The sequence below is a fragment of the Aureimonas sp. D3 genome, from assembly GCF_001463805.1.
In the GTDB taxonomy this organism is placed as follows: Bacteria; Pseudomonadota; Alphaproteobacteria; order Rhizobiales; family Rhizobiaceae; genus Aureimonas; species Aureimonas ureilytica_A.
This window is the reverse complement of the sequence record NZ_BBWM01000010.1, coordinates 30,699-57,020: the sequence shown is the minus strand read 5'-3', so window position 1 is coordinate 57,020 and position 26,322 is coordinate 30,699. Positions and strand designations below refer to the sequence as shown.

The window sequence follows — 26,322 nt, the reverse complement described above, 5'->3', positions numbered from 1 at the left end:
GGTTAAGCGCTGTTCGTCAGCCGGCCATCGCGCAGCCGGGAAAACATCGGCAGCGCGGCCAGAACCGCGCCGAGCGTGATGAGACAGGCGGCGAGCGCCAGCGCCCATGTCGCCTGCGCCTCTCCGAAGAGGATGAGGACCAGCGTCGAGAGAAGCGGTGCGGCATAGCTCGCCGCGCCCAGAAGCTGGATGTCGCCGCGCTTCACGCCGTAATCCCAGACATAGAAGGCCGCGCCGACCGGCAGAAGACCCAGAAGCACGACGGCGAGCCATTGGCCGCCGTCTGCGGGCCAGACCGTCGTCTCGAACATCCAATGCGCGGGCAGGGAGAGAAGCGCGGTCGCCGCGCAGAAACCGGTCACGACATCGCTCGGTACATCGCGGAAGCGGCGCGACAGAAGCGAGTAGCTCGACCATGTCAGCGCGCAAAGGCCCGCCAGCGCATAGCCGAGCCCGTGCCCGCCCTCGAAGGACAGGCCATCGCCCTTGCCGGCGATGATGAGGCCCGCTCCGGACAGGCCAAGCAGTGCGCCGACCAGATGGAACCAGCGCAGCTTCTCGCCCGGCAACATGGCCGAGCCCAAGACGATCAGAAGCGGCCAGAGATAGGCGATGAGGCTGGCTTCCGCGGCTGGCGCGCTGCGCAAGGCCGCGAAATAGAGCGCGTGATAGCCGAACAAGCCGATGACGCCGAGCGTCCAGACGGCGGGCGGCTGTCGGAACACCGAAAGCGGCACGCCGCGCAGTTTCAGCGCGGCGAGACCGACCAGCGTTCCCAACCCAAAACACATGGCATTGAGCTGGAGCGGCGGCACGGCACCGCTGCGCGCCGTCAGCAGCGCCAAAAGCGACCACATCAAAATGGCCGAAAATCCCAGCGCCGTCGCCATCTCGCCCCTCCGTCAAACCGCCTCCACGATAGCAACGGACGCGCGGCGGAGCCAAGCGAGTTGTATCCTTGCGCGCGAAGGCAGTCGAACTCGCATTATCGAGCCGAGAAGCGAAGGGTTGGAAACAGCCTGCGAGCGATCGCCCGTCACCTTGGCCTGTTGGGGCGCTCGCATCGGCTGTTCCGAAACCTGCCGACGAGATCTGGTGGGGTGGGCGGATCGAATTTTTCTGCCGGAACCTTCGGCGCGTCGATGCTCGCTTATAAACGAGAACCCCTCCGCCGCTTTCCGCTCGAAGCTTCTACCTAATGTCCTCGCACGTTGGCAGCTGTATCCTTGCGCAAATCAGGGTCGCTGGCTTGCGATCATAGGCGGGGGCTGCCGCGTCACAGCCTGTCCGCACTCAAGTTCCTTGCTGGTCGATCGCTTGTATGCCATCGGCGATCCGGTCTTTCAGCGGTGGAAAAAAGGCTCCGCGCCGCCGCGAGGGAACCGCGCGGAGCCGCCGCGTCAGTGCGCCAGCGCCTTTTCCAGCTCGGCCTTGCTCATCTTGGACCGGTTGGGAATGTCGCGCTTGCGGGCTTCCGCATAAAGCTCGGCCTTGGTGTGCTCTTGGCCGCCCTCGTTGCCATCACGATAAGCTGCGGTCTTCTTGGCGACGTCCTTGGGCTGGGCCGAATGCTGCTCGCCCTTCTTGGTGTCGGCGCGCTTCTTGTCGCTGGTCTTCTTGTATTCCTTGTCGGACAGGGCCTCGCGGGCCTTCTTGGGCAGATAGCGCTCACCCGTCTCGGCGCTCTTCTTGCCGGACTTCGTGCCCCAGTCCTCGTCCTGCCATTGCTGAAGGCTGTTGTCCTTGGACTTCTCGCCTTTGAAGCCGCCGCCTTCCTTCTCGTATTCGGCGGTCGCCATCTGTGCCTTGCGCGCGGACCACTGGCCCGGCTTGCCGCCCTTGGCGCCCTTCGTGACCTTGTCCTTCACCTTTTCCCAAAGCTTCGGATCGGTATGCTCTGCCGTGCTGGCCATCGGATGCTCCCGCGGTTGCATTTCCTTTGGCCGTCCAACGATCGAAACCGCACCGGGATGCGAAGCTCCCCTGCGGCACGCCGCCGCGAGGGGACCTATAGGCGAAGGCAGGCGACCTTTCAGGCGATCAGAGCGCTGAAATCCGCGATCGAACGATTCTCGAGCACGCCGTGCGTCAGGAAATGCTGAAGCGGTTCGACGCCGGCCTGAGCGACATCGGCATTGTCGGCGAGATATTTCGTCGTGTTGAAGGCGGCGGACGGGTTGCGCCCCTCATGCCAGCCATTGGCCGCGTAATGCGCCAGCGGGTCGATCTTGGCCGCGGCGACATCGCTGTTTTGCTTCAGGTAGAAGCGCGTATCGAACAGAACATTGGGGTTGCGCCCCTCGCGCCAACCATAGGCCGAATAGTGCTGGTGAGCGTCCGCATGGGCGGCCGCTACGTCGGGATTGGCCATGAGATAATAGGTGGCGTCGAAATCGTCCGCATCGATATGTTGGCCGATGATTTTATAGCTCGCGCGCCCCTCTGCCTGACCGGCCGTGAGAAAGTGCTGAAGCGGGTTGACGTGGGCCGCAGCGACGTCCGGGTTGAAATGCAGATAGAGGCGCGTGTCGAAATTCAGCGAGGGGTCGCGCCCCTCCGCCGCTCCGTTCTGCGCATAGTGATCCAGCGGGTTCACGCCCGCCTTCGCGACATCGGGATTGGCGGCGAGATAGGCTTTCACATCAAAATAGGGATTGGGATTGCGGCCCTCGCGAACACCGCTGGCGTTGAAATGCGCGAGGGGATCGACCCCCGCCGCATAAACGTCGCGCTGCGTGGCCGCGTAATAGAACGGATCGAAGAGCGGATGGCCGGGGTCGAGCTGAACCGACCCGTCGGAAAATTGGAAATGCTCGACATTTCGCACGACATCGCGAGCGCCCGCGCCGTTGCTCTCGCGCAGCAACACCGAACCGTCGATGCTGATCCGGTGGTCGTAGGAGGCAAGCGCATTCGCGAGGATCGTCGTGTCGTCGCCTGCGCCCCCATCCAGCGTGTCGTTTCCGCCGCCGCCGATCAGCGTGTCGTTGCCATCATTGCCGAAGAGCTGGTTGTCGGCCGCGTTGCCGGTGATCCTGTCGTTGCCGGCGCCGCCGATCGCGTTCTCGATCGTGACGCCGACTGCGATGGACACATTGCCAACAAGGCCGCCGACATCGGAGAAGGCCCCCGCATGAAGGTCGATCGTCTGGTTCTGCTGATACAGGGAAAAGTCGAACGTGTCGTTCCCGCCGGCATCCCAAACGCAGAAGATCAGCTTTGAGGTCGCATCCGCCGCCGACAGGAAGTCCCGCCCGGTATTGGAGTGGAAGCCGTAAATGTCGTTGCCCGTGCGCGTGGTGGAATTGGCACCATACAACCGCTGGATCGCGGCGATGTCGTCCATCAAGGGCGCAGAGGCATCGGCTTCGCCAAACTGGCCGCCCGTATGCGCTTCCGACCAATAGCTCATGATCGTGTATTGACGCGAGTCCTCATAATACACGGCATCGGCCGCGTAGGTGAGGGGCGTGCTGTCGGTCGCATTATAGTCGCCGGGATGTTTGAGCCCCAGCGCATGGCCGATCTCATGCGCCAGAACCTGCCGGCCATAGCCGAGAAGCGTCGGGGCGGTGTTGTAGCTGTAGGTGGAATTGTACCAGCTGTCTCCAGCCACGTTCGATCGACCCGATGGGTCGGGATAATAGGTGAAGCCGGCCGCTCCCGACATTCCCGACGCGTAATTGCCGAAGAGGATCTGCGCGTTGTCCTGGGCGCCGGCGCTTGTCGCCGCCCCGGGCGTCACCTGCTTGAAGGCGACATTCGCCACGTCGGCCCAGGATTGCAGGGCCAGTCGGGTTTGCGCGATCTGTTGATCATTGAAAGCGGAAAAGCCGCCCGTATCGACCGGCATCCTCGCGGGCGGGCTCGTGCGGAAATCATAGGTCACGACGGCCGACAGGCCCAAAGTGGCTTGGCCCGAACCGTTCCATGTCAGATCGCCTCGGCCGATCTGAGCCGCAGCCTGGGCGACGGTGAAGGAGGGTTTGTTGTTGTAGGTGCCGCTGCCGCGCGCATCGCTGTTCAAGGCGGCTAGACCCTGTATCACCCCAGCGGCATCGTTCATGTGATGCAGGGGATTGCCGCAATAGATGCACATGGGACGGTTGGACTTTCGATACGATCAGAAAGACAGGTAGTCTGCAAAAAACACGCGAGGCGTGTTGCGTCGACTCATCTGCTTCCGATTACATAGAGATAATTTCCTAAATATCGCGTTTGGCGTGTGGCTTGGGCAACATTGAGGCCGTGTGGATCGAAGATTTGGGTTAAAGACCTTTGGATCAGTCTCGAGGTTCAGCCCGACCTGAAGCTTGTCTCCTTTTGGAAGAACGCTTTACTCTCGACCCAAAAGGTCAAGATTCGAGGTCAATCCATGCGGCGGCGTTTCATTCAGTGCGATGTGTTTTCTCCGCTGGCGGCGCAGGGCAATGGCTTGGCGGTGGTGCTCGACGGGGAGGGGCTGTCTGAGGAGGAGATGGCCCGCTTCGCGCGCTGGACGAATCTGGCCGAGACGACCTTTCTTCTGCTGCCGTCCGACCCCGCGGCCGATTATCGCCTACGCATTTTCACCACGACGCGTGAGCTGCCCTTTGCGGGGCATCCGACGCTCGGCAGCTGCATGAGCTGGCTTCATGCGGGCGGCGTGCCCAAGGAGCCGAGCCTGGTGCGGCAGGAATGCGCGGTGGGCGTGGTGGAGATCGACGTGTCGGGCGAGCGCCCGGCCTTCGTCGCGCCGCCGACGCGCATCGAGCCGCTGGCCCCGGACCGGCTCGAATCGGCCGCCCGCGCCCTGCGGATCGATCCGGCCGATATTCTGCGCTCGGCGCTTTTGACCAACGGCCCGGTCTGGGAGTTTCTGGAACTGCGCGACGCCGACTGTGTGCTGCGCGCCGACGCGAGCGGCGCGAGCTTTCCCGAGGAACGGGCGATCGGTCTTCTGGGAGCGTACCCGACGGGCTCCGAGGTCGATGTCGAGGTGCGGATGATCGACATCTGGCACGGCGTGAAGGAAGATCCGATCACCGGCTCGCTCAATGCGGCCATCGCCTGCTGGCTGAAGGCCGAAGGGCGGCTGAACCAACCCTATGTCGCCGCGCAAGGGCGCTGCATCGCGCGTCACGGCCGGGTTCACGTCGCCCCGCGTGGGCAGGACATTCTGATCGGCGGCGACGTGTCGATCCTGATCGAAGGCGTGCTCGATTTCTGAGAGACCGTTTGGAAAACCGGCGGTGGAGGGGCAACGAAACGGGGCCGGAAAAGGCCCGTCGCGCCGACCCGACCGAGTTCTTAAATAGGCTCTAAGGCTTGGTTTTCAGGGCTTGGCGAATCGGGTCGCCGTCAGCGTCAGCGGGCCGACCTGCGTCGGAATGCGGACATAGACCGGCGCGTAGATGCCGCTTTGGCCGATCGGCGCGAACCAAAGCTGGATCGTGCGCTCTTGCAGGAACTTGATGCCGTTGGACGAGGTGCGATAGCCCGATACGGGGCGGATGCGCGCGTTGCAGGCGATGGCCTTGCCGGAGAAACCTTCGGCCTGAAAGTCCTGCTCGCCGTCGCCCGGCGACAGGACGAGGTCGAGCCGCGACCAGCCGTCATAGAAGGGAACCGGCTGGCGGCAGATGGCGGCCGGGTCGCTGCCCGGCTTGATCATCAACCCGCCCAGGGGATCGACGACGCTGGCGAGTTGCGAAGGCTTTACCGGAATGAAGTCGGAGGGCGGCGGGGTCTGCGCGGGGGGCGCGATGTCGGAGGAGACGGCGCGCCCGTTGCGATAGCGCACATCGGCCCGCCAGGACTTCTTGTCGCTCGTATATTGCAGCCGGTATCGCTCGGGCAAAAGCCGGTTTCCGGTGATGCGGCCCGACACGGAACTTGAGCCGCGCGTCGAAGACACGAGTTCGGCAAGCCCGGCCGAGGCGAGCTGGCCTTTGACCGAATAGCGCGTCGGCGAAAGGCGCGTCTCGAAGCTCGCGCGGCCGACCGGAAGGCCGATGAGCGAAATGCGATACTCGGTCTTCAGGGCGCTCTGGGCCTCAGCCGCCGGGGCGAAGCTCATCAGGGCGAGGCCGAGAAGCGCGAGGCGTGCGAACATACGGATATCCTTGGCCGGAGTGCCGGAAGCAGAAGCCGCGCCCGCGGGCGAGTGGCCGGAGCAGGGCGAGAGGCGTTCCCAAAGGATGGGATTCGAGGGGGACCGGGCGCAAGGGGGCGGCACAGCTTTATGACGGCGGGTTGACGCAGAAGAGCGCGGAGACTATAGGAACCCACGATTTTCCGATCATGCCATGGGGTCGATGATCGCGCTGCCGTCCGGCGGCGGCGCGCCCCGCAAGGCCGTATCGATTTGTTTGAAAGGTGATCCCATGTCGCGCGCTTGCGAACTAACCGGCAAGGCCGTCCAGTCCGGTAACAATGTCAGCCACGCGAATAACAAGACGCGTCGCCGCTTCCTGCCGAACCTCTGCCAGGTCACGCTGATCTCCGACGCGCTCGGCCAGCGTTTCCGCCTGCGCGTCAGCGCCCATGCGCTGCGCTCGGTCGAGCATCGCGGTGGCCTCGACGCCTTCCTCGCGAAGGCCGCCGAGATCGAGCTGTCGCCCCGCGCGCGCCTTCTGAAGCGCCAGATCGCCAAGAAGGTCGCCGGCGAGGCCCAGGCCGCCTGATCCTTCGATCCTGAGGGACCGATTGGGAAGCGCTACCGCTCGCGGTGGCGCTTCTTGTTTTTTGGGGCGGTGTTTCGTCCCGAGACGCCGCTTCCGATTTGTCGGGGGCTCCCATCGACCGCTGGTGCCATACCCCAGCCTAAAAAAATGGACCAAACCGTGACCTCTTCGCGCCGCTACGTGCTGCCGGTGATCGCCATGACGATCATCGTGCTCTTCTCCAACGTCTCCGTTCAGTTTCCCGTGCAGGGTGAGATCGGGCCTTTGAAGCTCGCCGATCTTCTGACCTGGGGCGCCTTCGTTTATCCCTTCGCCTTCATCGTGACCGATGTGAACAACCGGCTCTATGGCCCGTCCATGGCGCGCCGGGTCGTGTATCTCGGCTTCTGTCTGGCGGTTGTCAGCTCCGTCTTGTTCCCGCCGATTCTCTACCGGCTCGGCCTCGTGCCGTTCGAGACGGAAGCGGGGCGTCTCCTGCGCATCGCGCTCGCCAGCGGCACGGCCTTCCTGATGGCGCAACTCTTGGACATTCTCGTCTTCAATCGCCTGCGCCTCATGTCCTGGTGGAAGGCACCGCTCGCCAGCGGCATTCTCGGCACGGTGCTGGACACGCTCACCTTCTTCACCGTCGCCTTCGCGCCGCTCTTCGTCTTCCTCGGGCCGAATGATGCCTTCTCGCTGGAACACGCGCCGCTCTTCGGCCTGCTGCCGGTGGAGGCCCCGCGCTGGCTCTCTTGGGCGCTTGGGGATTTCGGCGTGAAGCTGATGATTGCGATCTTCGGCCTCGTGCCCTACCGCGTGGTGATCAACAGCGTTCTGCCCTACCGGGACACGCAGGCCGTCTCGGTCTGACGACATGCAGCCGGATGCCTCAGGGCGTCCGGCTCGCCTCTGTGGGGGCATCGTCGCGCAGACGGAATTCCAGATAGAGATTGCGCTGGAAGAAGGAGCCGTTGTCGTCCGAGACCACGGCAAGGATCGTCTCGCCGCGCGCGTTGGTCCAGACGTCCAACCCTTCCATATTGTCGATCTCGTTGCCGAAATCGGCTTCCATGATAACAGGCCCGTCCACCAGCGCGCCGGGTCGGATCGCGTTCGCATCGATGCGGCGAATGCGCATTCCAATCCGCCCGAAACCCTCATAGCGCCGTTCCAAAAGCATGAAATCGCCGTTGTCGAGGAAGGCGCCGTCGGTGGCCGACCAGACCTTGTCATGGCGCACGCTGAAGAGCCCCTTGGCCCCGAGGCCCAGAATCCCCGCCAGCAGATTGCCCTCTGCGTCGATCGAATTCTCCGCAACGATGATGGCCGCGCCCTTCAGAGGGGAGGAGGCGGGCGAGACGGCGATGGTTTCCAAGCCGCCATTCGAGCGAAGCTCGCGGCGAGAAATGGGCATGGCGACGGGGCTGCCACGTCCCGGCGCGTCGGCGTCGAAGCGCTCGATCCGCGCGTCACGTTCGAAGGAAACGAGGGCGTGGCTCCCATCCAGCGCCAGACCTTCCGCGTCGGCATCGCCCTTGCGCGCGGGCGGGCGGCCCGATCGGTCGAGGATCGGCGCGACCTGCGCGCTGTCGATGCCGAGAGGCTTTCCGTCCGCATCGCGCCGGATCGCGCCACGAAACCAATAGCCCGTGTCCGTCACGGCCAGGAAGCGCCGTCCGCCCTCGCGCAGCCGAATGGAGGAGACGCCTTCCAGCCGCCGGTCGCTCGAGCGGTAGCTGAAACCGCCGATATAATCGAGCGCGCCGAAGCGCGTCTCGTCGGAACCGATACGAAAGCGCGTGATCGGCTGGCTGGTGACGACGGTCTCGCTCGGCTCGGCCCCGGCGGGACCGAGCGTCAGAAGCGCCAGAAGAGCGCAGGCCGCGCGAAGGCGAGCGCGGATCAACGAGCGCCCGCGGCGCGACGCTGGCGGCGCGAAGGCAGGGCGCCTTCGTCTTCGAAGAGGGCGGCGAGCTGCTCGGTCATCGCGCCCGCCAGTTCCTCGGCGTCCGAGATGGTCACGGCGCGGCGATAATAGCGCGTCACGTCATGGCCGATGCCGATGGCCAGAAGCTCGACCGGGGAGCGCGTCTCGATCTCCTCGATCACGGCGCGCAGGTGCCGCTCCAGATAATTGCCGGGGTTCACCGAAAGCGTGGAATCATCCACCGGCGCGCCGTCCGAAATCATCATCAGGATGCGCCGCTGCTCGGAGCGGGCGAGAAGCCGGTTATGCGCCCAGATCAGCGCCTCGCCATCGATATTCTCCTTCAGGAGCCCTTCGCGCATCATCAGACCGAGATTGCGCCGAGCCCGCCGCCAAGGCGCGTCTGCGCTTTTGTAGACGATGTGCCGGAGATCGTTGAGCCGGCCGGGGCGCTGCGGCTTGCCGGCCTTGAGCCAGGCTTCGCGCGACTGACCACCCTTCCAGGCGCGGGTCGTGAAGCCCAGCACCTCGACCTTGACGCCGCAACGCTCCAGCGTGCGGGCGAGAATGTCGGCGCAGGTCGCCGCCACGGTGATCGGCCGCCCGCGCATGGAGCCGGAGTTGTCGATCAGGAGCGTCACGATCGTGTCGCGGAAATCCGTGTCGCGCTCCATCTTGAAGGAGAGCGGCTGGAGCGGGTCCGTCACGAGGCGCGTCAGACGCGCCGTGTCGAGATAGCCCTCTTCGAGGTCGAAATCCCAGGCGCGGTTCTGCTGCGCCATGAGGCGGCGCTGAAGCCGGTTGGCCAGCCGTCCGACCGCGCCTTGCAGCGAGGCGAGTTGCTTGTCGAGGAAGGAGCGCAGCCGGTCGAGCTCGGCTTCGTCGCACAGCTCTTCCGCGCCCACCGTCTCGTCGAAGCTCTCGTTGAAGACCTGATAATCCGTGTCGCCGAGATCGCGCGGCAGCGCTTGGTTCGGGCGGCGCGATTCGCCGGGCGTTTCCGAATCGACGTCCTCGTCCTCGGTCGGCTCGTCGCTGGTCTGCTCGGAGGTCTCGGCCTCGCTCGCATCCTCGCTTTCGGCCTCGCCCTCGGCTTCCTGCGGCTCGGCCTCGTCCTGGCCCGCTTCCTTCTCGGCCCCGCTGTCTTCCTGATCGCGCGTCTGGTTGTCGCCGGCCTCGTCGGGCGACTCCTCGTCGGAATCGTCAGACTCGTCGGCGAGTTCCTCCGCCATCTCCATGGACACGAGCATGTCGCGCAGCGTGCGCGCGAAGAGGCGCTGATCCTCGATCGTGTCGCCCAGCCGCTCGAATTGCGGGCCGGCCTTTTCCTCGATCCAGTCGCGCCAGACATCGACCAGAGCCCGCGCGCTCGGGGGGACGGGCCGCCCGGTCAGATGCTCGCGCACCATCAGGGCGATGGCGTCTTCGAGCGGGGCTTCCGTGCGGTCGGTGACGTCGGTGAGGTTGGAGCGGAAATACTTGTCCTCCAGCATGGAGGCGAGATTGTCGGCGACGCCCGGCATGGCATTGGCGCCGATCGCCTCGCAGCGCGCCTGCTCCAGGGCGTCGAACACGGCGCGCGCGCCGCGCCCGTCGGGCGAGAGCGTCGCGTGGATGCGCGCGTCGTGTCGCGCCTTCCGCAGGGCCATGGCGTCCGACAGGCCACGCACCACGGCGACTTCGGTTTGGCCTGCGCGCTTGGGCAGCTCGGGCAGGCGCGCCCGATCTCCCGTCAGACCGGGGCGGTCATTGCCATAGGTGACTTCGAGCTGCGCATCGCCCGAAATCGCGCGCATACAGCCCGCGACCGCGCGGCGGAACGGCTCGCGGTCGGTGGTCTTGGGGCGCTGCCCCTTGGCCGAATTGTCTCCGGGGCGCGCCATGGTCTTAGTCGAGCACCAGGTTGGAGGCCGATTCCGGCAGGTCCTCGCCGAAGGCGCGCTGGTAGAACTCGGCGACCAGCGGCCGCTCCAGATCGTCGCACTTGTTGAGGAATGTCAGGCGGAAGGCAAAGCCGATATCGCCGAAGATCTCGGCGTTCTCGGCCCAGGTGATCACCGTGCGCGGGCTCATGACGGTGGACAGGTCGCCGTTGCGGAAGGCCGAGCGCGTGAGATCGGCCACGCGCACCATCTTGGAGACCTGGGCGCGGCCTTTGTCGGTCTGGAAATGCTTGGCCTTCGCCAGAACGATCCCGACCTCGTTGTCATGCGGCAGGTAGTTCAGGACGGTGACGATCGACCAGCGGTCCATCTGCGCCTGATTGATCTGCTGCGTGCCGTGATAAAGGCCCGTCGTGTCGCCGAGGCCGACCGTGTTGGCGGTGGCGAACAGGCGGAAGGCGGGGTGCGGGCGAATGACGCGGGCCTGATCGAGCAGCGTCAGCCGGCCCGAGGATTCCAGAACGCGCTGGATCACGAACATGACGTCCGGGCGGCCGGCGTCGTATTCGTCGAACACGAGCGCGACATTGTTCTGATAGGCCCAGGGCAGGATGCCGTCGCGGAATTCCGTGACCTGCTTGCCTTCGCGAACCGTGATCGCGTCCTTGCCGACGAGATCGATGCGCGACACGTGGCTGTCGAGGTTGAGGCGCACGCAGGGCCAGTTCAGCCGCGCGGCGACCTGCTCGATATGGGTGGACTTGCCCGTGCCATGCGAGCCCGAAACCATGACGCGCCGGTTCTTGGCGAAGCCCGCCAGAATCGCCAGCGTCGTCTGCTTGTCGAACAGATAGTCCGGATCGATCTCGGGAACGTGCGGATCGGTCTTGCTATAGGCCGGCACCTTCAGGTCGCTATCGAAACCGAAGGTCTCGCGGACGGAGATCATGGCGTCGGGGAGGTTCGCCACTTCCAGTTCCGCTGCACTCATCATACCTCCAACGGCGCGAGAAAGGCCGCATCAGGGCCGTGCGCCACCAATCTTCGTCACTTGCGTTTCGGGACAAGCCCAGGCGGAGCGAAAGCGGACCGGACGATCCGATTCGTCCCGGATTAACAGAAGCCCGACTGCTTCAAAAGCTTGTAGGCTTGAATGACTTCGCGCAGGCGATCTTCCGAGCCGCGATCGCCGCCGTTGGAATCGGGGTGATACTGCTTCACCAGCGCCTTGTACTGGATGCGGATCGACTCGGCATCGGCGGTCTGAGGAACGCCCAGCGTGTCCAGCGCCTTCGACTCCAGCGTGCGCGGCTTCTTGACCGGCGCGGGCTTGGCCGGCGCCGCGCCGCCCTCGAACAGATTGAAGCGGTCGTGGATGCGCGCGTTGACGCGGCGCGGACGCCCGCTCGGAAGCGAGGAGGGCATGGCGGAGGCCGAGCGCGGGCCTGCCGAATTGTTGGTGCCCATCGGGGCGGTCGGGCGGTGGCCGGTCAGCGAGTCCTTCAGATACTTCTGGATGTCGTCGTCTCCGAGACCCGAGAAGTAATTGTAGGACTTGTTGTAGAGGCGCACATGGTCGACGCAGAAGTTCAGATACTGACCTTCATGGTCGCGCCCGCGCGGAGCCTTGTGGGTGCCCGGCTGGTCGCAGCCTTCCCACATGCATTCGGGCGCACGCACCTTCTCCGCGGCCTTCTTGCCGGCGGGTTTGACGCGGATCTGGTCGAAGAGTTTGGAGTCGAGTGTCATCACGGCCGATTATGGGGCCCCGGAGGAGCGCGAACAAGAATTGACAGACGCGAAAACCCGTCCACAACAGGCTCCTTGTCCCCTATGGGAGCGGGCTTGTCGATCCGGGTGGTGGATCGCTTGTCCGTTTGAACAAATGTGAGGCGCGATCATGACCATTCAGGCCCGTATCGAAACGAAGCTGCGCGAGGCTTTCGGCCCGGAAACCCTGGCGGTCGTGAACGAAAGCCACCTCCACGCCGGCCACCACCATGGCGGCAGCGATCATCATGGCGGCTTCGACGGAACGGGCGAAACCCATTTCCGCGTGCGCATCGTGTCGCAGGCCTTTTCGGGCAAAAGCCGGGTGGAGCGGCACCGCGCCGTGAATGCGACACTGGCCGAGGAACTGGCCGGCGGCGTCCATGCGCTGGCGATCGAGGCGTCCGCGCCGGGCGAACCGACGCGCCGCTGAACCGGGCGGCTTTCCTTCGATGCGCACGCGGCTTCGCCGTCGCAATCGTCTTCGCCTCGCCACCGGCCTCCTGTTTGCCGCCAGCCTCAGCTTTCTGGCGGGCATGACGGATGTCGTCGGTTTTCTCCTGGCCGGCGATTTCGTGTCCTTCATGAGCGGCAATACGACGCGACTGGCCATCGCGCTGTCCTCGGGCGAGACGGACGCGATCCTGCGCCTCGGGTTCGTGATCGCGATCTTCGTGGTCGGCAACGCATTTGGCGTGTTGTTCATGCGCTGGACACGGGGAAGCCAGCCGGGTCTTCTGGCGCTGGTCGGGCTGCTCGCGCTGGTGCCGCTGCTCTTCGGCGAGCCGTCTCACGGCGTGCCGGCGCTGGTCTTCGCCATGGGCGCGCTCAACGCCGCGCTGGAGGAAGTCGACGGGCAGGCGCTCGGCGTCACCTATGTTTCGGGCGCTCTGTCGCGCTTCGGCCGGGGGCTCGGGCGCTTTCTTCTCGGCCACCACACGAAGGGCTGGTGGACGCAGATCGTGCCCTGGGCGGGAATGCTATCAGGCGCGCTCACGGGCGCTCTCGTCACGCAGCGCTCAGGGGGTGCGGCGATTCTGGTGGTGGCCGGCGTGGCTCTCGGTCTTGCACTTGCCAGCCTCGTGGTTCCGCAAAGCTGGCGACGCATCTGGCTGGCCAAGCGGCCCTTCCGCCGCGAAACGCCGAGCGGCGCTCCGCTTCGCTGACGATCGAGACGCGGCTTCGCGCCGCGCGCCCGCTCAGGCCGCGAGTTCGCTTAAGCCGCGAGTTCGGCTTCCAGAAAGCGCGTGATTTCGGCCGGGTCCACATTGTTGGCGACGAAGGACTGGCCGATGCCGCGCGTCAGGATGAAGGTCAGCGCGCCGCGCACCACCTTCTTGTCCTGCGCGATCTTGCTCATCAGCGCGTCCAGCGTGAAGCCGGAGCCCGGGATCTCCTGAATGCGGGTCGGCAGGCCGGCCGCGCGTAAGTGCGCCACGGCGCGCTCGGCATCCTGCCCTGGGCAGAGGCCCTGGCGCACGGAATAGCGGTGCGCGAGCGCCATGCCGATCGACACGGCCTCGCCATGCACCAGTCGCTCGGCGTCGTAGCGCGCCACCGATTCCAACGCGTGGCCGAACGTGTGGCCGAGATTGAGAAGCGCGCGGTTGCCGTCCTCGCGCTCGTCGCCCGCCACGACCTCGGCCTTGGCCTCGCAGCTTGCGGCGATCGCCTCGGCGCGCTCCGGCCCGCCTGCGAAGATCGCGCCCCGTTTCGCCTCCAGCCAGTGGAAAAAGTCCGGCCGGTCGATCAACCCGTATTTGACGACTTCGGCATAGCCGGCCGCGAACTCGCGGGCTGAGAGCGTTTCCAGAACATCCGTATCGGCCAGAACCAGCGCGGGCTGGTGAAAGACGCCGACGAGATTCTTGCCGCGCGGCGAGTTGATGCCCGTCTTGCCGCCGACGGAGGAATCGACCTGCGCTAGAAGCGAGGTCGGCACTTGCACGAAGCGCATCCCGCGCCGCGCGACGCCCGCCGCAAAGCCCGCGAGATCGCCGATCACGCCGCCGCCGAAGGCGAGCACCGCATCGCCCCGCTCCAGCCGCTCTTCCAGAATGCGGTCCACCACCGCCTCGAAATGGGGAAAGCTCTTGGTCGGCTCGCCGGAGGGCAGGCGCATCGTGGCGTGGCCGACGCCGGCCCGATCCAGCGAGGCGCGCAGCGCCGTGCCATGGAGATCGTCCACCCGCTCGTCCGCCACGATCAGCAGCCGCGCCTTGGGCATGAGCGCGGCAATTTCGCTTCCCGCCTCGGCCAGAAGGCCGGAGCCGATCAGAATGTCATAGGAGCGCGGCCCCAGCTCGACGCGAACGGTGCGGCGCGAAGGGGTCTCGTCGGTCATGACGCGGCTTTCCGATGGCTGGAGCGCCCCGCGAGCGATTGCACGATCTCGCGTGCGATCGTGTCCCGCTTGGCGTTGCGCGAATGGATGTGGATGTCGGCGGTGCGATAGATCGGATAGCGCGCGTCCATCAGGTTCTTCATCGTGGCGCGGGGGTCGGCCGTCTTCAGAAGCGGGCGCGTCGGGCGCTTGGAAACGCGCTCCATCAGCGTGTCGAGATCGGCCTTCAGCCAGATCGTGACCGAGCGTTCCTTGAGGATGCGCCGCGTTTCCTCGTTGATGAAGGCGCCGCCGCCGGTCGCGATCACATGCTGCGGGCCATCGATCAGCCGCGCCACGACGCGCGCTTCCAGAGCGCGGAACTCCGGCTCGCCATAGGCTGCGAAGAGTTCGGCGACCGTCATGCGCGCCGCCTCTTCGATTTCCTGGTCAGTATCGACGAAGGGCAGGTCCAGAAGCGCGGCGAGGCGCTTGCCCACATGGGTCTTGCCCGCGCCCATCAGACCGACGAGCACGATCGAGCGACCGCGCAACCGGGCGACGGCATCATGCTTCAGAGGCTCGTGGTCGGCACCGGTCATGGAACGAAAGCTTCAAAAATGCTTGTAAAGCGATGGTCTGAGACCAGAAAACCCCCAAGCCGTCAAGCGAACCCGAAGGTTCGAAACGACAGGCGGCCGGAGACGCAGGCACCGCCTTCGGGAAAAGACCTGTCGCTTCGCGCCTGGTGTCACTAGATTGCCTCACGGGGACGAGACGGAGCGCGCGCTCCGAAGGGAAAGCCACGCCTGTTCATGCCGACACTCACACGCCTTCTCATCGTTCTCGCTCTCCTGGCGGGCGCGGTCTTCGCGGTCATGTGGGCGCTCGTCACCTTCGTGCGCCCCGAGATCGTGCCGGTGACGATCGACGTGCCGATTCCCGCGCTTCAGGAACGGCGCGCGCCGGTGACCCCGCCCGCGCCGGCCTCGTCCGCTCCTGCCGTGGAGGGGCTGCGATGAGCGGCATGGACGGGGCGCGGATCGAGAGCTTTCTGGAAATGATGGCGGTGGAGCGCGGTGCGGCCGACAACACGCTCCAAGCCTATCGACGCGATCTCGACCACGCGCGCGAATTTCTGGCGGGCGAGCGGGTCGCCTTATGCGCGGCATCAACCGAATCGATCCGCCGCTATATCGAGCATCTGGACGAGGAGGGCTTTGCGCCGTCCAGCCTGCAACGGCGCACCAGCGCGCTGCGCCAGTTCTTCAAGTTTCTTTATGCCGAAGCCATTCGGCCCGATGATCCGACCTCGCCGATCGAGGGCGCGCGCCGGGCGCGAAGCCTGCCCAAAATCCTCTCGGAGAGCGAGGTGGACGCGCTGATCGACCGGGCGGAAGCCGAGGCCGCCGCGCCCGATCTGTCCAGCCCGGCGCTGACGCGGGCGCTGCGGATGCATGCGCTGGTGGAGCTTCTCTACGCCACCGGCCTGCGCGTCTCGGAACTCGTCTCGCTGCCGCGCTCGGTTCTGCGCTCGCGCCAGCGGCTGATCGTGGTGCGCGGCAAGGGCAACAAGGAGCGCATGGTGCCGGTGGGCGAGCGCGCGCGGGACGCGCTTCAGCGCTTCGCCACCGCGCTCAAAGCCTCGCCCAGCGCCGAGCGCGACGGCTCTTATGAAAGCCCCTGGCTGTTCCCCGCCCTGTCGGAAAGCGGCCACCTGACGCGCCAGGGCTTCGCGCGGGATCTAAAGGCGCTGGCCGCTCGCGCCGGCATCTCGCCCGATCGCGTATCGCCTCACGTTTTGCGCCATGCCTTCGCCAGCCATCTCCTGCAGAATGGCGCGGACCTTCGCGCCGTGCAGGAACTGCTCGGCCATGCCGATATCGGCACGACGCAGATCTACACCCATGTTCTGGAAGAGCGGCTCTTGCGGCTCGTCACCGATCTTCATCCGCTCTCGGCCCTGGCGGCGGAGGAATAGGGTACGCCGCCCCATAGGTCTTGACACAAAGAGGTCGGATCGCCAGTTTGCCGGCCGACGCGAACACCCCCGGAGGGATGGCGGCGCCGTCCGGCCGATCGCCGGCGCTTCGACGAAACCAGGCCCGCGCGCCGCTGGCCCTGCCACGAGGACGGCTTCGGGCCGCTGCTGAATGCACAATTATCTCGACTTCGAAAAACCCGTCGCCGATCTCGACAGCCAGATCATCGAACTGAAGAAGATCGGCTCGGGCGAGGACAGTCTCGACGTTTCGGAGGACATTCAGCGGCTGGAAAAGCGCTCCTCCGATGCGCTGGTCGATCTCTATCGCAAGCTGACGCCCTGGCAGAAGACGCAGGTTGCCCGTCACCCGGACCGGCCCCATTGCGTGGACTATATCTCCCGCCTCATCACCGACTTCACGCCGCTGGCGGGCGATCGCTATTTCGCCGAGGACTTCGCGGTGATCGCCGGCTTCGGCCGCTTTCGGGGCCGTTCGGTCGCCGTGATCGGGCAGGAAAAGGGCTCCGACACCCAGACCCGCCTCAAGCACAATTTCGGCATGGCGCGGCCCGAGGGCTATCGAAAGGCCGTGCGCATCATGGATATGGCCGAGCGCTTCGGCATTCCCGTCCTGACGCTGGTGGACACGGCCGGCGCCTATCCCGGCATCGGCGCGGAAGAGCGCGGCCAGGCCGAGGCCATCGCCCGCTCGACGGAGACTTGCCTCAAGCTCGAAGTGCCTCTCGTCTCGCTCGTGATCGGCGAGGGCGGCTCGGGCGGGGCGATCGCCATCGCCGCCGCCAATCGCGTGCTCATGCTGGAGCACGCGATCTACAGCGTCATCTCGCCGGAAGCGGGCGCATCGATTCTCTGGCGCGACGCCGCGCGCGCCAAGGATGTCGCCCAAGCGATGAAGATCACCGCTCAGGACCTCAAGGGCTTCGGCGTCATCGATGAGATCGTGCCCGAGCCGCTCGGCGGCGCGCATCGCGACAAGGACGCCGCGATCGACATGGCGGCCGAGCGCGTGGAGGCCGCCTTGACCGAGCTGTCGCAGCTCGACGGGCCAGCTCTGCGGCGTGATCGGCGCGAGAAGTTCCTCGCCATCGGCCGCGACCTCAAGGTCTGATCTCCCGTCTTGTTTGGTCGGCTCGCCAAGCTCCGCGAGCCGCCGGACGAGGTGTGACTGTTTTTCGAGTGCGTTTTCCTGTAGGGAAGGCGAGACGGATGGTTTGTTCCGGCCATCCGTCGCTTTGCCGTGCCATCGTCAAAGGCGGGGGCACGGTCAGTTCGACACCGGGAATAACATGCATTTGTGATCGCGCGTTAAGGGATTGGAAACCGTCCCGGCTCGACAAGAGGTGATACGAGACGGCGTGGATCCATTCGGCGCTGCCTCGCTTCGGCGCTCCGGTGCCGATCCATGCATCGGTTTGCCGGCGAGCCGAAAAGGGACGAGGCCGGTCGAGGGGATGAGACGGAACATGTCCGCACGACGCCTTGCTGCTGCTGCTTTCCTGGCCGGCTCGCTTCTGGCGTTGTCGGGCTGCACGGGTGGCGCCGACTTCGGCGATCTGATGGGCGCGGACGCCCCGCTGCCGCCCAGCCTCGTCAAGCTCATCCGCACCAACCAGATGGGCGAGAATTCCGCCATCATGGTGCGGATCTATAAGGAAGAATCCGAACTCGAGGTCTGGAAGCAGAAGGGCGACGGCAGCTTCGCGCTGCTCAAGACCTATCCGATCTGCGCCTGGTCGGGCAAACTCGGCCCCAAGCGGAAAGAAGGCGACCGGCAGGCGCCTGAGGGTTTCTACTCCGTTACCCCCGGCCATCTGAACCCCAAGTCGAACTATCACCTCGCCTTCGACATGGGCTATCCCAACGCCTATGACCGCGCCAACGGCTCCACCGGCCAGAACCTGATGGTGCACGGCTCCTGCAATTCGTCCGGCTGCTACGCCATGGACAACTGGCAGATGGAAGAGCTTTACGCGTTGGCGCGCCACGCCTTCCAAGGCGGGCAGAAGGCGATCCAGTTCCAGGCGCTGCCTTTCCGCATGACGCCCAAGAACATGGCGCGGCACAAGAATTCCGAGCATTACGCCTTCTGGAAGATGCTGAAGGAAGGCACGGACCGCTTCGAGCTGACCAAGAAGCCGGTGGCCGTCGCCACCTGCGAGAAGCGCTACGTCTTCGACGCGACGCTGAGCGACGGCCGCGTGCTCGATCCCGACGGCACATGCCCGGCCGTCGCCGAGCCCGCCGACCTCGTCGCCAAGCGTAAGGCCGACGACGAACTCGAACAGAAGATCGCCTCCACCATGGCGCCCGAAGAGTTCGCGACGACCCCGAGCCTCGTCTACAAGACCGGCTCCCCGATCTCCGCCGAGGCTTATGCGGCCGAGCAGCATCGCCGCGAGGGCTACGACCGCGACGGCAAGCCGCTGAACGCCAAGACCTCGATGTTCAAGAACCTGTTGCAGAAGCGGGTGTTGAACACGAGCGACGCCTCGCGCGATCAGTAAGCCGCTCGCTTGGGTATCCGGTGGTTCGGGGCAAAATGGATTGTCGCCGGATTGCTGGTGACCATGCCGGCCATGGCGCGAGACAAGGCCCCCAGCCCACCTGAGCCTTTTCACTACACTGTCCGGTTCGGCGCGATGATCGGCAGTTTGGAGCCGATTGCCGGCGAGATGCTGTGCGTTTCGAATAAGGACTGCGAAATCCTTTTGTCGTTTTGGCCGAGGATCGAGCTTCGCCTTCGTCCGCCGCGCGGACGGAACCAGCCAGGCGAGGCAACGATCACTTGCGGGCTCTTGTCTTGCGCATTCTCGAATGGATCAACAAGAACCAGCTATAGCGGCGGCATCGACCGGCTCAGGGTTTATGATGATCGCAATAGACGGTCAGGCGTGCTTGTGCCGCTGGTTTGGAAGCCGGGGCCAGACCTGATCGGTTCGATCGACATCGTTGTAAGACGTTAGCGGGCTGAAATTTTTCCGGCTCAAACAAAAAGGCCGGCGTCTCCGCCGGCCTTTTTCCATTCTCGCTGCCTCGCCTCAGGCGATCTGCTCGTAGGCGCCGTGGCAGTGCTTGTACTTCTTGCCGGAGCCGCAGGGGCAGAGGGCGTTGCGGCTGATCGAGGTCCAGGTGCTCGGATCGTTCGGGTCGATCTGGAGCGGGGCCTCGGCGGTGGGCGTGAAGTCGGCCGTCAGGCGCTCGGCGCCGTGGCCGAACTCGTCCTCGCCCGTCAGCGGGTCGATATGATGGGCCTGCATCGGCGGCATATCGAGCGGCGCGGTTTCCTCGGGGCGCACGATCTCGACGCGCATGAGCTGCTGTGTCGTGCGCTCGCGCAGATGCGTCAGCATCGACTGAAACAGCTCGAAGGCTTCCGACTTGTACTCGTTCAGCGGATCGCGCTGCGCATAGCCACGGAAGCCGACGGCCGAACGCAGGTGGTCCAGATTGACGAGATGCTCGCGCCAGAGGGCGTCGATCGTCTGAAGCACGATCGAGCGCTCGATATAGCGCATGATGTCCGGGCCGAAGCGCTGCTCCTTCTCGGCGAAAGCCTTGTCGGAGGCTTCCAGAATGCGCGTGCGCACGTCCGCGTCGTCGATGCCTTCCTCTTCCGCCCAGGCGGCGATCGGCAGGTCGAGATTCAGGAATTCGCGGATTTCCTCGGTCAGCTCGGCGGTTTCCCACTGCTCGGGATAGGCGCGCTCGGGCATCCGCTTGGCGACGAGATCCTCGATCATCTCGTGGCGCATGTCGGTGACGGTCTCGTCCAGCGACTCGGCGTCCATGAGTTCGATGCGCTGTTCGAAAATGACCTTGCGCTGGTCATTCATCACGTCGTCGTATTTCAGAAGGTTCTTGCGGATGTCGAAGTTGCGCGCTTCGACCTTCTTCTGCGCCTTTTCCAGCGCCTTGTTGATCCAGGGGTGGACGATGGCCTCGTCTTCCTTGAGGCCGAGACGCGTCAGCATCGCGTCCATGCGCTCGGAGCCGAAGATGCGCATCAGGTCGTCCTGAAGCGACAGGTAGAATTTCGACTGGCCGGGGTCGCCCTGACGGCCGGAACGGCCACGCAGCTGGTTGTCGATGCGGCGTGACTCGTGGCGCTCGGTGGCGAGCACGTAGAGGCCGCCAGCGGCGAGCGCCTCCTGCTTGAGGCGCTGAATGTCCTCACGGATCGCGACGATCGCGGCCTCGCGCTCGGGCCCTTCCGGCATCTCGGCCAGCTCGTGCTCGATGCGCATGTCCAGATTGCCGCCGAGCTGGATGTCGGTGCCGCGACCGGCCATGTTGGTCGCGATCGTCACCGCGCCGGGAACGCCGGCCTGCGCGACGATATAGGCTTCCTGCTCGTGATAGCGCGCGTTGAGAACCTGGAAGTTCTTCAGCCCGTCCTGACGCAGGCGCTCGGCCAGCATCTCGGACTTCTCGATCGAGGTCGTTCCCACCAGGATCGGCTGGCGGCGCTCGGCGGCCGCGCGGATTTCCTTGGCGATGGCACGGAACTTCTCTTCGTTCGTGCGATAGACCTCGTCATCCTCGTCCAACCGCTTGACCGGCAGGTTGGTCGGAATTTCCAGAACGTCGAGATTGTAGATGTCCGCGAACTCGGCCGCTTCCGTCACCGCCGTGCCGGTCATGCCGGCGAGGCGCTTGTACATGCGGAAATAGTTCTGGAAGGTGATCGAGGCGAGCGTCTGGTTCTCGGGCTGAACCGTGACGCCTTCCTTGGCTTCCAGCGCCTGATGCAGGCCTTCCGAGAAGCGGCGGCCCGGCATCATGCGGCCGGTGAACTCGTCGATGATGACGATCTCGTCGCCGCGGACGATATAGTCCTTGTCGCGCTGGAAGAGCTTGTGGGCCTTCAGCGCGTTGTTCACGTGGTGAACGATGGTGACGTTCTCGATGTCGTAGAGCGAGTCGCCGACGAGATGGCCGGCCGCCTCCAGAAGGCGCTCCAGCTTCTCGGTGCCGTCTTCCGTAAACGAGACCTGACGCTGCTTCTCGTCGACCTCGTAATCTTCGGCCGTCAGCTGGGGGATGAAGCTGTCGATCGTGCGGTAAAGATCGGAGCGGTCGTCCAGCGGGCCGGAGATGATGAGCGGCGTGCGCGCCTCGTCGATGAGGATCGAGTCCACCTCGTCGATGATCGCGAAATGATGCCCGCGCTGCACCATCTGCGAGCGCTCGTATTTCATGTTGTCGCGAAGATAGTCGAAGCCGAGTTCGTTGTTCGTCGCGTAGGTGATGTCGCAATTATAGGCGTCGCGGCGCTCGTCGTCCGACATGCCATGCATGATGACGCCCACCGTAAGGCCCAGGAAATTATAGACCCGGCCCATCGTGGCCGCGTCGCGCCGGGCGAGATAGTCGTTGACCGTCACGACGTGGACGCCCTTGCCTTCCAACGCGGCGAGATAGACGGGCAGGGTGCCGACCAGCGTCTTGCCTTCGCCCGTGCGCATTTCGGCGATCGATCCGCCGGCCAGCACCATGCCGCCGATCAGCTGCACGTCGAAGGGCCGCAGGCCGAGCGCGCGCTTGGCCGCCTCGCGAACGGTCGCGAAGGCCGGCACCAGAAGATCGTCGATCGTCTTGCCCTTGGCGATCTCGTCGCGGAACTGGTCCGTGCGGGCGCGCAGCTGATCGTCCGACAGGGCGGACAGTTCGGGCTCGAGCGCCGAGATGGCGCGCACCGTGGGGTCGAACTTGCGGACCCGGCGGCTGTTGGCCGACCCCAGAAGCTTGCGGGCAAGGCCAGCGAAACTCACCATCCGTAACGTCCTTCCAGGAAACTCTCTATCGGGCGCGGCGCGCCCGTCGTCCCATGCTTCAAGCCGAGATCGGCCCCGTCACCCGCACCATCCGGGCGGCATGAAGGCAGCTGGACTTCTAAATTGTGCGAGAGATAAGAGGGGGCCTGATCGATGTCAACGCCGCGACCCTCGTGCCGCGCGGCCCTCAAAACACCGCAAAGCCGCTTCTTTGCGGTATGCAAGAGACCTGTGCCGTCTTGGGCGATTCGTCTTCGCCCCGGGCCGCTTTCCCTGAAAGGCTCCTTCGCCTCATGCTCGACCTGACCCGCCTCCGGCTCGCCGCCTCCAGCCTCGCCTTGATGACGGCCCTCCTGGCCGCTCCCGCCTGGGCGCAGGACACGCCTGCGCCGGCCGCGCCCGCTAGCGCCGAGGCCGCACCGGCCCCCGCCAAGCCCCTGCCGCCCGAGACGGTGCTGGCCAAGGTCGGCTCGCAGGTGATCACCGAGGCCGATCTCCAGGCGGCTTCCGCCGATCTCGCCAGCCAGTTCGGTCAACTGCCGCCCGAGCAGCAGCGCCTCGCCGTGCTGTCGGCCCTAATCGACATCAAGGCGCTGGCCGAAAAGGCGGAAGCGGCCAAGCTGCAGGACCAGCCCGATGTCGCCCGTCGCATCGCCTTCCTGCGCGAGCGCGCGCTGCATAACGCCTATTTCGAGAAGGAAGGCGTGGCCGCCATTACCGATGCCGAGCTGAAGGCGCGCTATGACGCCGAGGTCGCGGCCATGAAGCCGGTGGAGGAAATCCACGCCAAGCATATCCTCGTTCCCACCAAGGAAGAGGCCGAGGCTGCGATCAAGGAACTCGACGCCGGCAAGGATTTCGACGCGGTCGCCGCCGAGAAGTCCACCGGCCCGACCGGCCCGCAGGGCGGCGATCTCGGCTTCTTCGGCCCCGGTCAGATGGTGCCGCCGTTCGAAGAGGCCGCCTTCAAGCTGGAGCCGGGCACCTATACCAAGGAGCCGGTGCAGACGCAGTTCGGCTGGCACGTGATCAAGGTCTTGGAAAAGCGCAAGCAGCAGCCGCCGGCCTTCGATCAGGTGAAGGATCAGGTGCGCCAGATCGTCATGCGCGAGAAGTATATCGCCATGGTGCAGGCCGCGCGCGAAGCCGAGAAGGTGACCTATGAGGACCCGGCTCTGAAGGCGCAGGTCGAGGCCATGGAAAAGGCCATGTCGGGCGCCGCTGCCGCGGACCCGGAAGAGGCCGCCGACGAGGCCGATCAGGCCACGCCCGACGCCGCCGCCAAGCCCGCCAACTAAGATTTCGGGGGCGCATGCCGTGCGCCCGTGAACGCTCATGTCAGACGCCCGCGATCTCTCGCGGGCGTTTTCGTTTCGCCAAGTGCGCCCGTTCGCTCGCCGGCCCTTGCGGCGCAGGGGCGCATCGGGCAGGAAGCGCGCGTTCGCCCCAACCTCCCAAGAGGGAACAGTCATGGCCACCGCCGTTTCGCCGCTTGCGCCCAGCACCTATCCCGACATGCCCGCGATCGAGGGCGTCGCCATTGCGACCGCCGAAGCGGGCATCAAGTATCGCAACCGAACCGACGTTCTGCTCATGCGCTTCGACGAGGGCACGAGCGTCGCCGGCGTGTTCACGACCTCCAAGTGCCCCTCCGCGCCAGTGGATCATTGCCGCCTCGCCCTGAAGGCCGGCACGGCGCGTGCGCTGGTGGTCAATTCCGGCAATGCCAATGCCTTTACCGGCAAGAAGGGCGTCGCCACCTGCGAGGCCACCGCCAAGGCCATGGCCGAGGCGCTGGGCTGCCAGCCCGAGGAAGTGTTTCTGGCCTCGACCGGCGTGATCGGCGAGCCGCTGGACGCGGGTAAGATCACCCAGCAGATTCCGGCGCTGATCGCGGGAGTCAGCGGCGCGCTGTGGCGCGAGGCCGCCAACGCCATCATGACCACGGATACCTATCCCAAGGTCGCGACCCGGACGGTCCAGCTCGGCGACGCCACGGTGACGCTGAACGGCATCGCCAAGGGCGCGGGCATGATCGCGCCCGATATGGCCACCATGCTGTCCTTCCTTGCGACCGACGCCAGGATCGCGCCCGCCGCGCTCCAGGCGCTGCTGGCGGAGGCCGTCGCTCCGAGCTTCAATTCGGTGACGGTGGATTCCGACACGTCCACCTCCGACACGCTGCTTCTGTTTGCGACCGGCAAGGCCGCCAACGCCGAGGTGACGGATGCTGCCGATCCGCGCCTTCAGCCCTTCCGCGAGGCGCTGAACGCCATGCTGCTCGACCTCGCGCGGCAGGTCGCGCGGGACGGCGAGGGCGCGCGCAAGGAGATTCAGGTCACGGTGTCGGGCGCGGTGAGTGACGCCTCTGCCAAGCGCATCGCGCTGTCCATCGCCAATTCGCCGCTGGTGAAGACGGCGGTGGCCGGTGAGGACGCCAATTGGGGCCGCGTCGTGATGGCGGTCGGCAAGGCGGGCGAGCCGGCCGAGCGCGACCGGCTCGCGATCTTCTTCGGGGACGTGCGCGTCGCCGTCGAGGGCGAGCGCGACCCGGCGTATAGCGAGGCCGAAGCCTCGGCCGAGATGAAGAAGGACGAGATCGCCATTCGGGTCGAACTCGGCCTCGGAGCCGGGCGTTGGACCGTTTATAGCTGCGATCTCACCAAGGACTATGTCGCGATCAATGGTGACTACCGGAGCTGACGCGCCGGCGAGTCTGGCCGTGGTCCGCCGCCTCGAGGCGGCGGGCTTTCGCGCCTGGCCGGCGACATCGACCTTTTTCGACGGCACCTGGGCCGTGCGGCTGACGACGAGCTTTCCGGCCAAGCGGTTGAACTCGGTCAATCCGCTCGACCGCTCCGACGACAGCCGGCTGGACGAGCGGATCGAGGCCGCGCGCCTGCGCTTTGCCGATGTCGGACGCCCCCTTCTGTTTCGCCAGTCGCCCCTCTGCTCACCCAAGCTGGTGGCGCATCTGGATGAGGCCGGCTGGTCGCGCTTCGGGGAAAGCGTCGTCTATATGGCCGATCTCGCCGCGATCGATCTCGACCCCGGCGTCGATCGCATTCCGATCCATGACGGGCAACGCTATCTGGAAGCCTCGCTCATCGTGCATGAGCGCCCGGCGTCGCTGCGGCCGGGCCTGGAGGAAGTGCTGAACTCGATCCGCCCGCCCGCCGCCTTCTTCATCCGCGAGGATGAGGCAGGCGCGCCGCTGGCCGTCGCGCTCGCCATCACCGACAATGATCTCGCCGGCATTCTGGATGTGGCCGTGGTTCCCGCCGCGCGACGGCGCGGCATGGCGCGCGATCTCGTCACCACGGCCCTGCGCCACACGATGCATCGCGGCGCGCGCACCGGCTGGTTGCAGGTCGAGGCCGACAACGAGGCCGGCCTTTCGCTGTACCGCAAGCTCGGCTTTCGCGAGGCCTATCGCTATGTCTACCGCGCGCCGCCGGGCGTCGCGGTCTGACCCCTTTCCATTCCTTCGCCGGAGCCTCTCCCATGCCCACGCCTCGTCTTCTTCTCGTCGCGGCCTGCGCGCTGATCGATGCCGACAATCGCATTCTCCTGACCGAGCGGCCGGCGGGGAAGAGCCTTGCGGGCCTGTGGGAGTTCCCGGGCGGCAAGGTGGAAGCGGGGGAGACGCCGGAGGAAACCCTGATACGCGAGTTGCGCGAGGAAATCGGCGTCGAGACCAAGGCCGATTGCCTCGCGCCGCTGACCTTCGCCAGCCACACCTATGAGGACTTCCACCTTCTGATGCCGCTCTATGTCTGCCGCCGCTTCGAGGGCATCGCGCGCGGTCTGGAGGGGCAACAGATCAAATGGGTTCGCGCGGCGGACCTGCGCGCCTATCCCATGCCGCCGGCGGATTTGCCGCTGATTCCGTTTCTGGTCGATCTTCTATGAGCCGCGACCAGATTCCGCTGCGTTAAGGATATGCCTTAAAACGGGCTTTACCACTTCCGGGCGAAATTGGGGCACGAAGTT

The 26,322-nt window shown here is 65.6% G+C and carries 25 protein-coding genes; 14 read left to right on the top strand and 11 right to left on the bottom strand.

Annotated features, from left to right (window positions below):
- Positions 1-2: 2 nt before the first annotated feature.
- From yddG to AUL36_RS03685, 3 genes are all read right to left on the bottom strand, one after another.
- Positions 3-890 carry an aromatic amino acid exporter YddG gene (yddG, locus tag AUL36_RS03695; RefSeq protein ID WP_062218172.1) on the bottom strand — a complete coding sequence of 296 codons (888 nt, stop codon included), beginning with the start codon at positions 888-890 and terminating at the stop codon, positions 3-5.
- 510 nt (positions 891-1,400) lie between these two features.
- Positions 1,401-1,913 (bottom strand): hypothetical protein, encoded by a 513-nt coding sequence (locus AUL36_RS03690; RefSeq protein ID WP_062218169.1) that lies wholly within the window; start codon positions 1,911-1,913, stop codon positions 1,401-1,403.
- Between the two features lie 119 nt (positions 1,914-2,032).
- The gene (locus AUL36_RS03685) at positions 2,033-4,099 is read right to left on the bottom strand and encodes a M10 family metallopeptidase C-terminal domain-containing protein (RefSeq protein WP_062218167.1); all 2,067 of its coding nucleotides are present in this window, start codon (positions 4,097-4,099) and stop codon (positions 2,033-2,035) included.
- 276 nt (positions 4,100-4,375) lie between these two features.
- Here AUL36_RS03685 and AUL36_RS03680 point away from each other — a divergent pair, with 276 nt between their 5' ends.
- Positions 4,376-5,209, top strand: a complete 834-nt coding sequence (locus AUL36_RS03680; RefSeq protein ID WP_062218165.1) for a PhzF family phenazine biosynthesis protein — start codon at positions 4,376-4,378, stop codon at positions 5,207-5,209.
- Positions 5,210-5,314: 105 nt separating this feature from the next.
- Here the strand turns inward: AUL36_RS03680 and AUL36_RS03675 are convergent, their stop codons facing one another.
- On the bottom strand, positions 5,315-6,094 hold the full coding sequence (locus AUL36_RS03675) for a DUF3108 domain-containing protein (protein WP_062218162.1): 780 nt from the start codon (positions 6,092-6,094) through the stop codon (positions 5,315-5,317).
- 271 nt (positions 6,095-6,365) lie between these two features.
- On the opposite strand from AUL36_RS03675, the gene rpmB reads away from it, so the two are divergent.
- Together rpmB and AUL36_RS03665 are read left to right on the top strand one after the other, a co-directional pair.
- Positions 6,366-6,665: a 50S ribosomal protein L28 gene (rpmB, locus tag AUL36_RS03670; RefSeq protein ID WP_058598670.1), complete on the top strand. Its 300-nt coding sequence runs from the start codon at positions 6,366-6,368 to the stop codon at positions 6,663-6,665.
- A gap of 159 nt (positions 6,666-6,824) precedes the next feature.
- A complete protein-coding gene (locus AUL36_RS03665; RefSeq protein WP_062218298.1) occupies positions 6,825-7,517 on the top strand; it encodes a queuosine precursor transporter in 693 nt (230 codons plus the stop codon).
- A gap of 19 nt (positions 7,518-7,536) precedes the next feature.
- Here AUL36_RS03665 and AUL36_RS03660 read toward each other — a convergent pair whose 3' ends face one another.
- The 4 genes from AUL36_RS03660 to AUL36_RS03645 all read right to left on the bottom strand — a co-directional run bounded on the left by AUL36_RS03660 (position 7,537) and on the right by AUL36_RS03645 (position 12,206).
- Positions 7,537-8,553, bottom strand: coding sequence for an esterase-like activity of phytase family protein (locus tag AUL36_RS03660; protein ID WP_062218159.1), 1,017 nt, complete (start codon positions 8,551-8,553; stop codon positions 7,537-7,539).
- Positions 8,550-10,457, bottom strand: a complete 1,908-nt coding sequence (gene cobT / locus AUL36_RS03655; protein WP_062218155.1) for a cobaltochelatase subunit CobT — start codon at positions 10,455-10,457, stop codon at positions 8,550-8,552. Before cobT ends, AUL36_RS03660 begins: the two co-directional genes overlap by 4 nt.
- A 4-nt stretch (positions 10,458-10,461) precedes the next feature.
- Positions 10,462-11,448 (bottom strand): cobaltochelatase subunit CobS, encoded by a 987-nt coding sequence (cobS, locus tag AUL36_RS03650; RefSeq protein ID WP_058598635.1) that lies wholly within the window; start codon positions 11,446-11,448, stop codon positions 10,462-10,464.
- A gap of 122 nt (positions 11,449-11,570) precedes the next feature.
- Complete coding sequence (locus tag AUL36_RS03645; protein ID WP_062218152.1) at positions 11,571-12,206, bottom strand: J domain-containing protein; 636 nt, start codon at positions 12,204-12,206, stop codon at positions 11,571-11,573.
- A gap of 151 nt (positions 12,207-12,357) precedes the next feature.
- On the opposite strand from AUL36_RS03645, the gene AUL36_RS03640 reads away from it, so the two are divergent.
- Positions 12,358-12,660, top strand: coding sequence for a BolA family protein (locus tag AUL36_RS03640; RefSeq protein WP_058634860.1), 303 nt, complete (start codon positions 12,358-12,360; stop codon positions 12,658-12,660).
- A gap of 19 nt (positions 12,661-12,679) precedes the next feature.
- The gene (locus AUL36_RS03635; protein WP_062218150.1) at positions 12,680-13,393 is read left to right on the top strand and encodes a YoaK family protein; all 714 of its coding nucleotides are present in this window, start codon (positions 12,680-12,682) and stop codon (positions 13,391-13,393) included.
- 50 nt (positions 13,394-13,443) lie between these two features.
- Here AUL36_RS03635 and aroB read toward each other — a convergent pair whose 3' ends face one another.
- Both aroB and AUL36_RS03625 read right to left on the bottom strand, forming a co-directional pair.
- On the bottom strand, positions 13,444-14,571 hold the full coding sequence (aroB, locus tag AUL36_RS03630; protein WP_062218147.1) for a 3-dehydroquinate synthase: 1,128 nt from the start codon (positions 14,569-14,571) through the stop codon (positions 13,444-13,446).
- Positions 14,568-15,152 (bottom strand): shikimate kinase, encoded by a 585-nt coding sequence (locus AUL36_RS03625; RefSeq protein WP_058634863.1) that lies wholly within the window; start codon positions 15,150-15,152, stop codon positions 14,568-14,570. The genes aroB and AUL36_RS03625 overlap by 4 nt, the downstream gene beginning before the upstream one ends.
- Positions 15,153-15,365: 213 nt before the next feature.
- On the opposite strand from AUL36_RS03625, the gene AUL36_RS03620 reads away from it, so the two are divergent.
- The 5 genes from AUL36_RS03620 (at position 15,366) to AUL36_RS24430 (ending at position 19,518) form a co-directional block, all read left to right on the top strand.
- A complete protein-coding gene (locus tag AUL36_RS03620; protein ID WP_062218144.1) occupies positions 15,366-15,572 on the top strand; it encodes a hypothetical protein in 207 nt (68 codons plus the stop codon).
- Positions 15,569-16,531, top strand: a complete 963-nt coding sequence (gene xerD / locus AUL36_RS03615; protein ID WP_062218141.1) for a site-specific tyrosine recombinase XerD — start codon at positions 15,569-15,571, stop codon at positions 16,529-16,531. The genes AUL36_RS03620 and xerD overlap by 4 nt, the downstream gene beginning before the upstream one ends.
- A 172-nt stretch (positions 16,532-16,703) precedes the next feature.
- Positions 16,704-17,663: an acetyl-CoA carboxylase carboxyltransferase subunit alpha gene (locus AUL36_RS03610; protein WP_062218138.1), complete on the top strand. Its 960-nt coding sequence runs from the start codon at positions 16,704-16,706 to the stop codon at positions 17,661-17,663.
- 355 nt (positions 17,664-18,018) lie between these two features.
- Positions 18,019-19,059 (top strand): L,D-transpeptidase family protein, encoded by a 1,041-nt coding sequence (locus AUL36_RS03605; protein ID WP_062218137.1) that lies wholly within the window; start codon positions 18,019-18,021, stop codon positions 19,057-19,059.
- Positions 19,060-19,110: 51 nt separating this feature from the next.
- Positions 19,111-19,518 carry a hypothetical protein gene (locus tag AUL36_RS24430; protein ID WP_210168843.1) on the top strand — a complete coding sequence of 136 codons (408 nt, stop codon included), beginning with the start codon at positions 19,111-19,113 and terminating at the stop codon, positions 19,516-19,518.
- Between the two features lie 75 nt (positions 19,519-19,593).
- Here AUL36_RS24430 and secA read toward each other — a convergent pair whose 3' ends face one another.
- Complete coding sequence (gene secA / locus AUL36_RS03600) at positions 19,594-22,329, bottom strand: preprotein translocase subunit SecA (RefSeq protein WP_062218134.1); 2,736 nt, start codon at positions 22,327-22,329, stop codon at positions 19,594-19,596.
- Positions 22,330-22,622: 293 nt separating this feature from the next.
- Here secA and AUL36_RS03595 point away from each other — a divergent pair, with 293 nt between their 5' ends.
- The 4 genes from AUL36_RS03595 (at position 22,623) to mutT (ending at position 26,241) form a co-directional block, all read left to right on the top strand.
- On the top strand, positions 22,623-23,627 hold the full coding sequence (locus AUL36_RS03595; RefSeq protein WP_062218131.1) for a peptidylprolyl isomerase: 1,005 nt from the start codon (positions 22,623-22,625) through the stop codon (positions 23,625-23,627).
- Positions 23,628-23,799: 172 nt separating this feature from the next.
- Positions 23,800-25,032: a bifunctional glutamate N-acetyltransferase/amino-acid acetyltransferase ArgJ gene (gene argJ / locus AUL36_RS03590; protein ID WP_062218128.1), complete on the top strand. Its 1,233-nt coding sequence runs from the start codon at positions 23,800-23,802 to the stop codon at positions 25,030-25,032.
- Positions 25,013-25,801, top strand: a complete 789-nt coding sequence (locus AUL36_RS03585; protein WP_062218125.1) for a GNAT family N-acetyltransferase — start codon at positions 25,013-25,015, stop codon at positions 25,799-25,801. The genes argJ and AUL36_RS03585 overlap by 20 nt, the downstream gene beginning before the upstream one ends.
- Before the next feature lie 32 nt (positions 25,802-25,833).
- The gene (gene mutT / locus AUL36_RS03580) at positions 25,834-26,241 is read left to right on the top strand and encodes an 8-oxo-dGTP diphosphatase MutT (RefSeq protein WP_058598650.1); all 408 of its coding nucleotides are present in this window, start codon (positions 25,834-25,836) and stop codon (positions 26,239-26,241) included.
- Positions 26,242-26,322 lie beyond the last annotated feature (81 nt).

Bases quoted from the DNA above. Each gene is read 5' to 3' on its own strand.
- AUL36_RS03625 (WP_058634863.1), bottom strand. From the start codon at position 15,152: ATGACCGGTGCCGACCACGAGCCTCTGAAGCATGATGCCGTCGCCCGG.
- yddG (WP_062218172.1), bottom strand. From the start codon at position 890: ATGGCGACGGCGCTGGGATTTTCGGCCATTTTGATGTGGTCGCTTTTG.
- argJ (WP_062218128.1), top strand. From the start codon at position 23,800: ATGGCCACCGCCGTTTCGCCGCTTGCGCCCAGCACCTATCCCGACATG.
- cobS (WP_058598635.1), bottom strand. From the start codon at position 11,448: ATGAGTGCAGCGGAACTGGAAGTGGCGAACCTCCCCGACGCCATGATC.
- AUL36_RS03605 (WP_062218137.1), top strand. From the start codon at position 18,019: ATGTCCGCACGACGCCTTGCTGCTGCTGCTTTCCTGGCCGGCTCGCTT.
- rpmB (WP_058598670.1), top strand. From the start codon at position 6,366: ATGTCGCGCGCTTGCGAACTAACCGGCAAGGCCGTCCAGTCCGGTAAC.
- AUL36_RS03685 (WP_062218167.1), bottom strand. From the start codon at position 4,099: ATGTGCATCTATTGCGGCAATCCCCTGCATCACATGAACGATGCCGCT.
- AUL36_RS03620 (WP_062218144.1), top strand. From the start codon at position 15,366: ATGCCGACACTCACACGCCTTCTCATCGTTCTCGCTCTCCTGGCGGGC.
- AUL36_RS03640 (WP_058634860.1), top strand. From the start codon at position 12,358: ATGACCATTCAGGCCCGTATCGAAACGAAGCTGCGCGAGGCTTTCGGC.
- AUL36_RS03675 (WP_062218162.1), bottom strand. From the start codon at position 6,094: ATGTTCGCACGCCTCGCGCTTCTCGGCCTCGCCCTGATGAGCTTCGCC.
- AUL36_RS03635 (WP_062218150.1), top strand. From the start codon at position 12,680: ATGCGCACGCGGCTTCGCCGTCGCAATCGTCTTCGCCTCGCCACCGGC.
- AUL36_RS03595 (WP_062218131.1), top strand. From the start codon at position 22,623: ATGCTCGACCTGACCCGCCTCCGGCTCGCCGCCTCCAGCCTCGCCTTG.
- AUL36_RS03585 (WP_062218125.1), top strand. From the start codon at position 25,013: ATGGTGACTACCGGAGCTGACGCGCCGGCGAGTCTGGCCGTGGTCCGC.
- cobT (WP_062218155.1), bottom strand. From the start codon at position 10,457: ATGGCGCGCCCCGGAGACAATTCGGCCAAGGGGCAGCGCCCCAAGACC.
- AUL36_RS03645 (WP_062218152.1), bottom strand. From the start codon at position 12,206: ATGACACTCGACTCCAAACTCTTCGACCAGATCCGCGTCAAACCCGCC.
- AUL36_RS03680 (WP_062218165.1), top strand. From the start codon at position 4,376: ATGCGGCGGCGTTTCATTCAGTGCGATGTGTTTTCTCCGCTGGCGGCG.
- mutT (WP_058598650.1), top strand. From the start codon at position 25,834: ATGCCCACGCCTCGTCTTCTTCTCGTCGCGGCCTGCGCGCTGATCGAT.
- AUL36_RS03690 (WP_062218169.1), bottom strand. From the start codon at position 1,913: ATGGCCAGCACGGCAGAGCATACCGATCCGAAGCTTTGGGAAAAGGTG.
- secA (WP_062218134.1), bottom strand. From the start codon at position 22,329: ATGGTGAGTTTCGCTGGCCTTGCCCGCAAGCTTCTGGGGTCGGCCAAC.
- AUL36_RS03610 (WP_062218138.1), top strand. From the start codon at position 16,704: ATGCACAATTATCTCGACTTCGAAAAACCCGTCGCCGATCTCGACAGC.
- xerD (WP_062218141.1), top strand. From the start codon at position 15,569: ATGAGCGGCATGGACGGGGCGCGGATCGAGAGCTTTCTGGAAATGATG.
- aroB (WP_062218147.1), bottom strand. From the start codon at position 14,571: ATGACCGACGAGACCCCTTCGCGCCGCACCGTTCGCGTCGAGCTGGGG.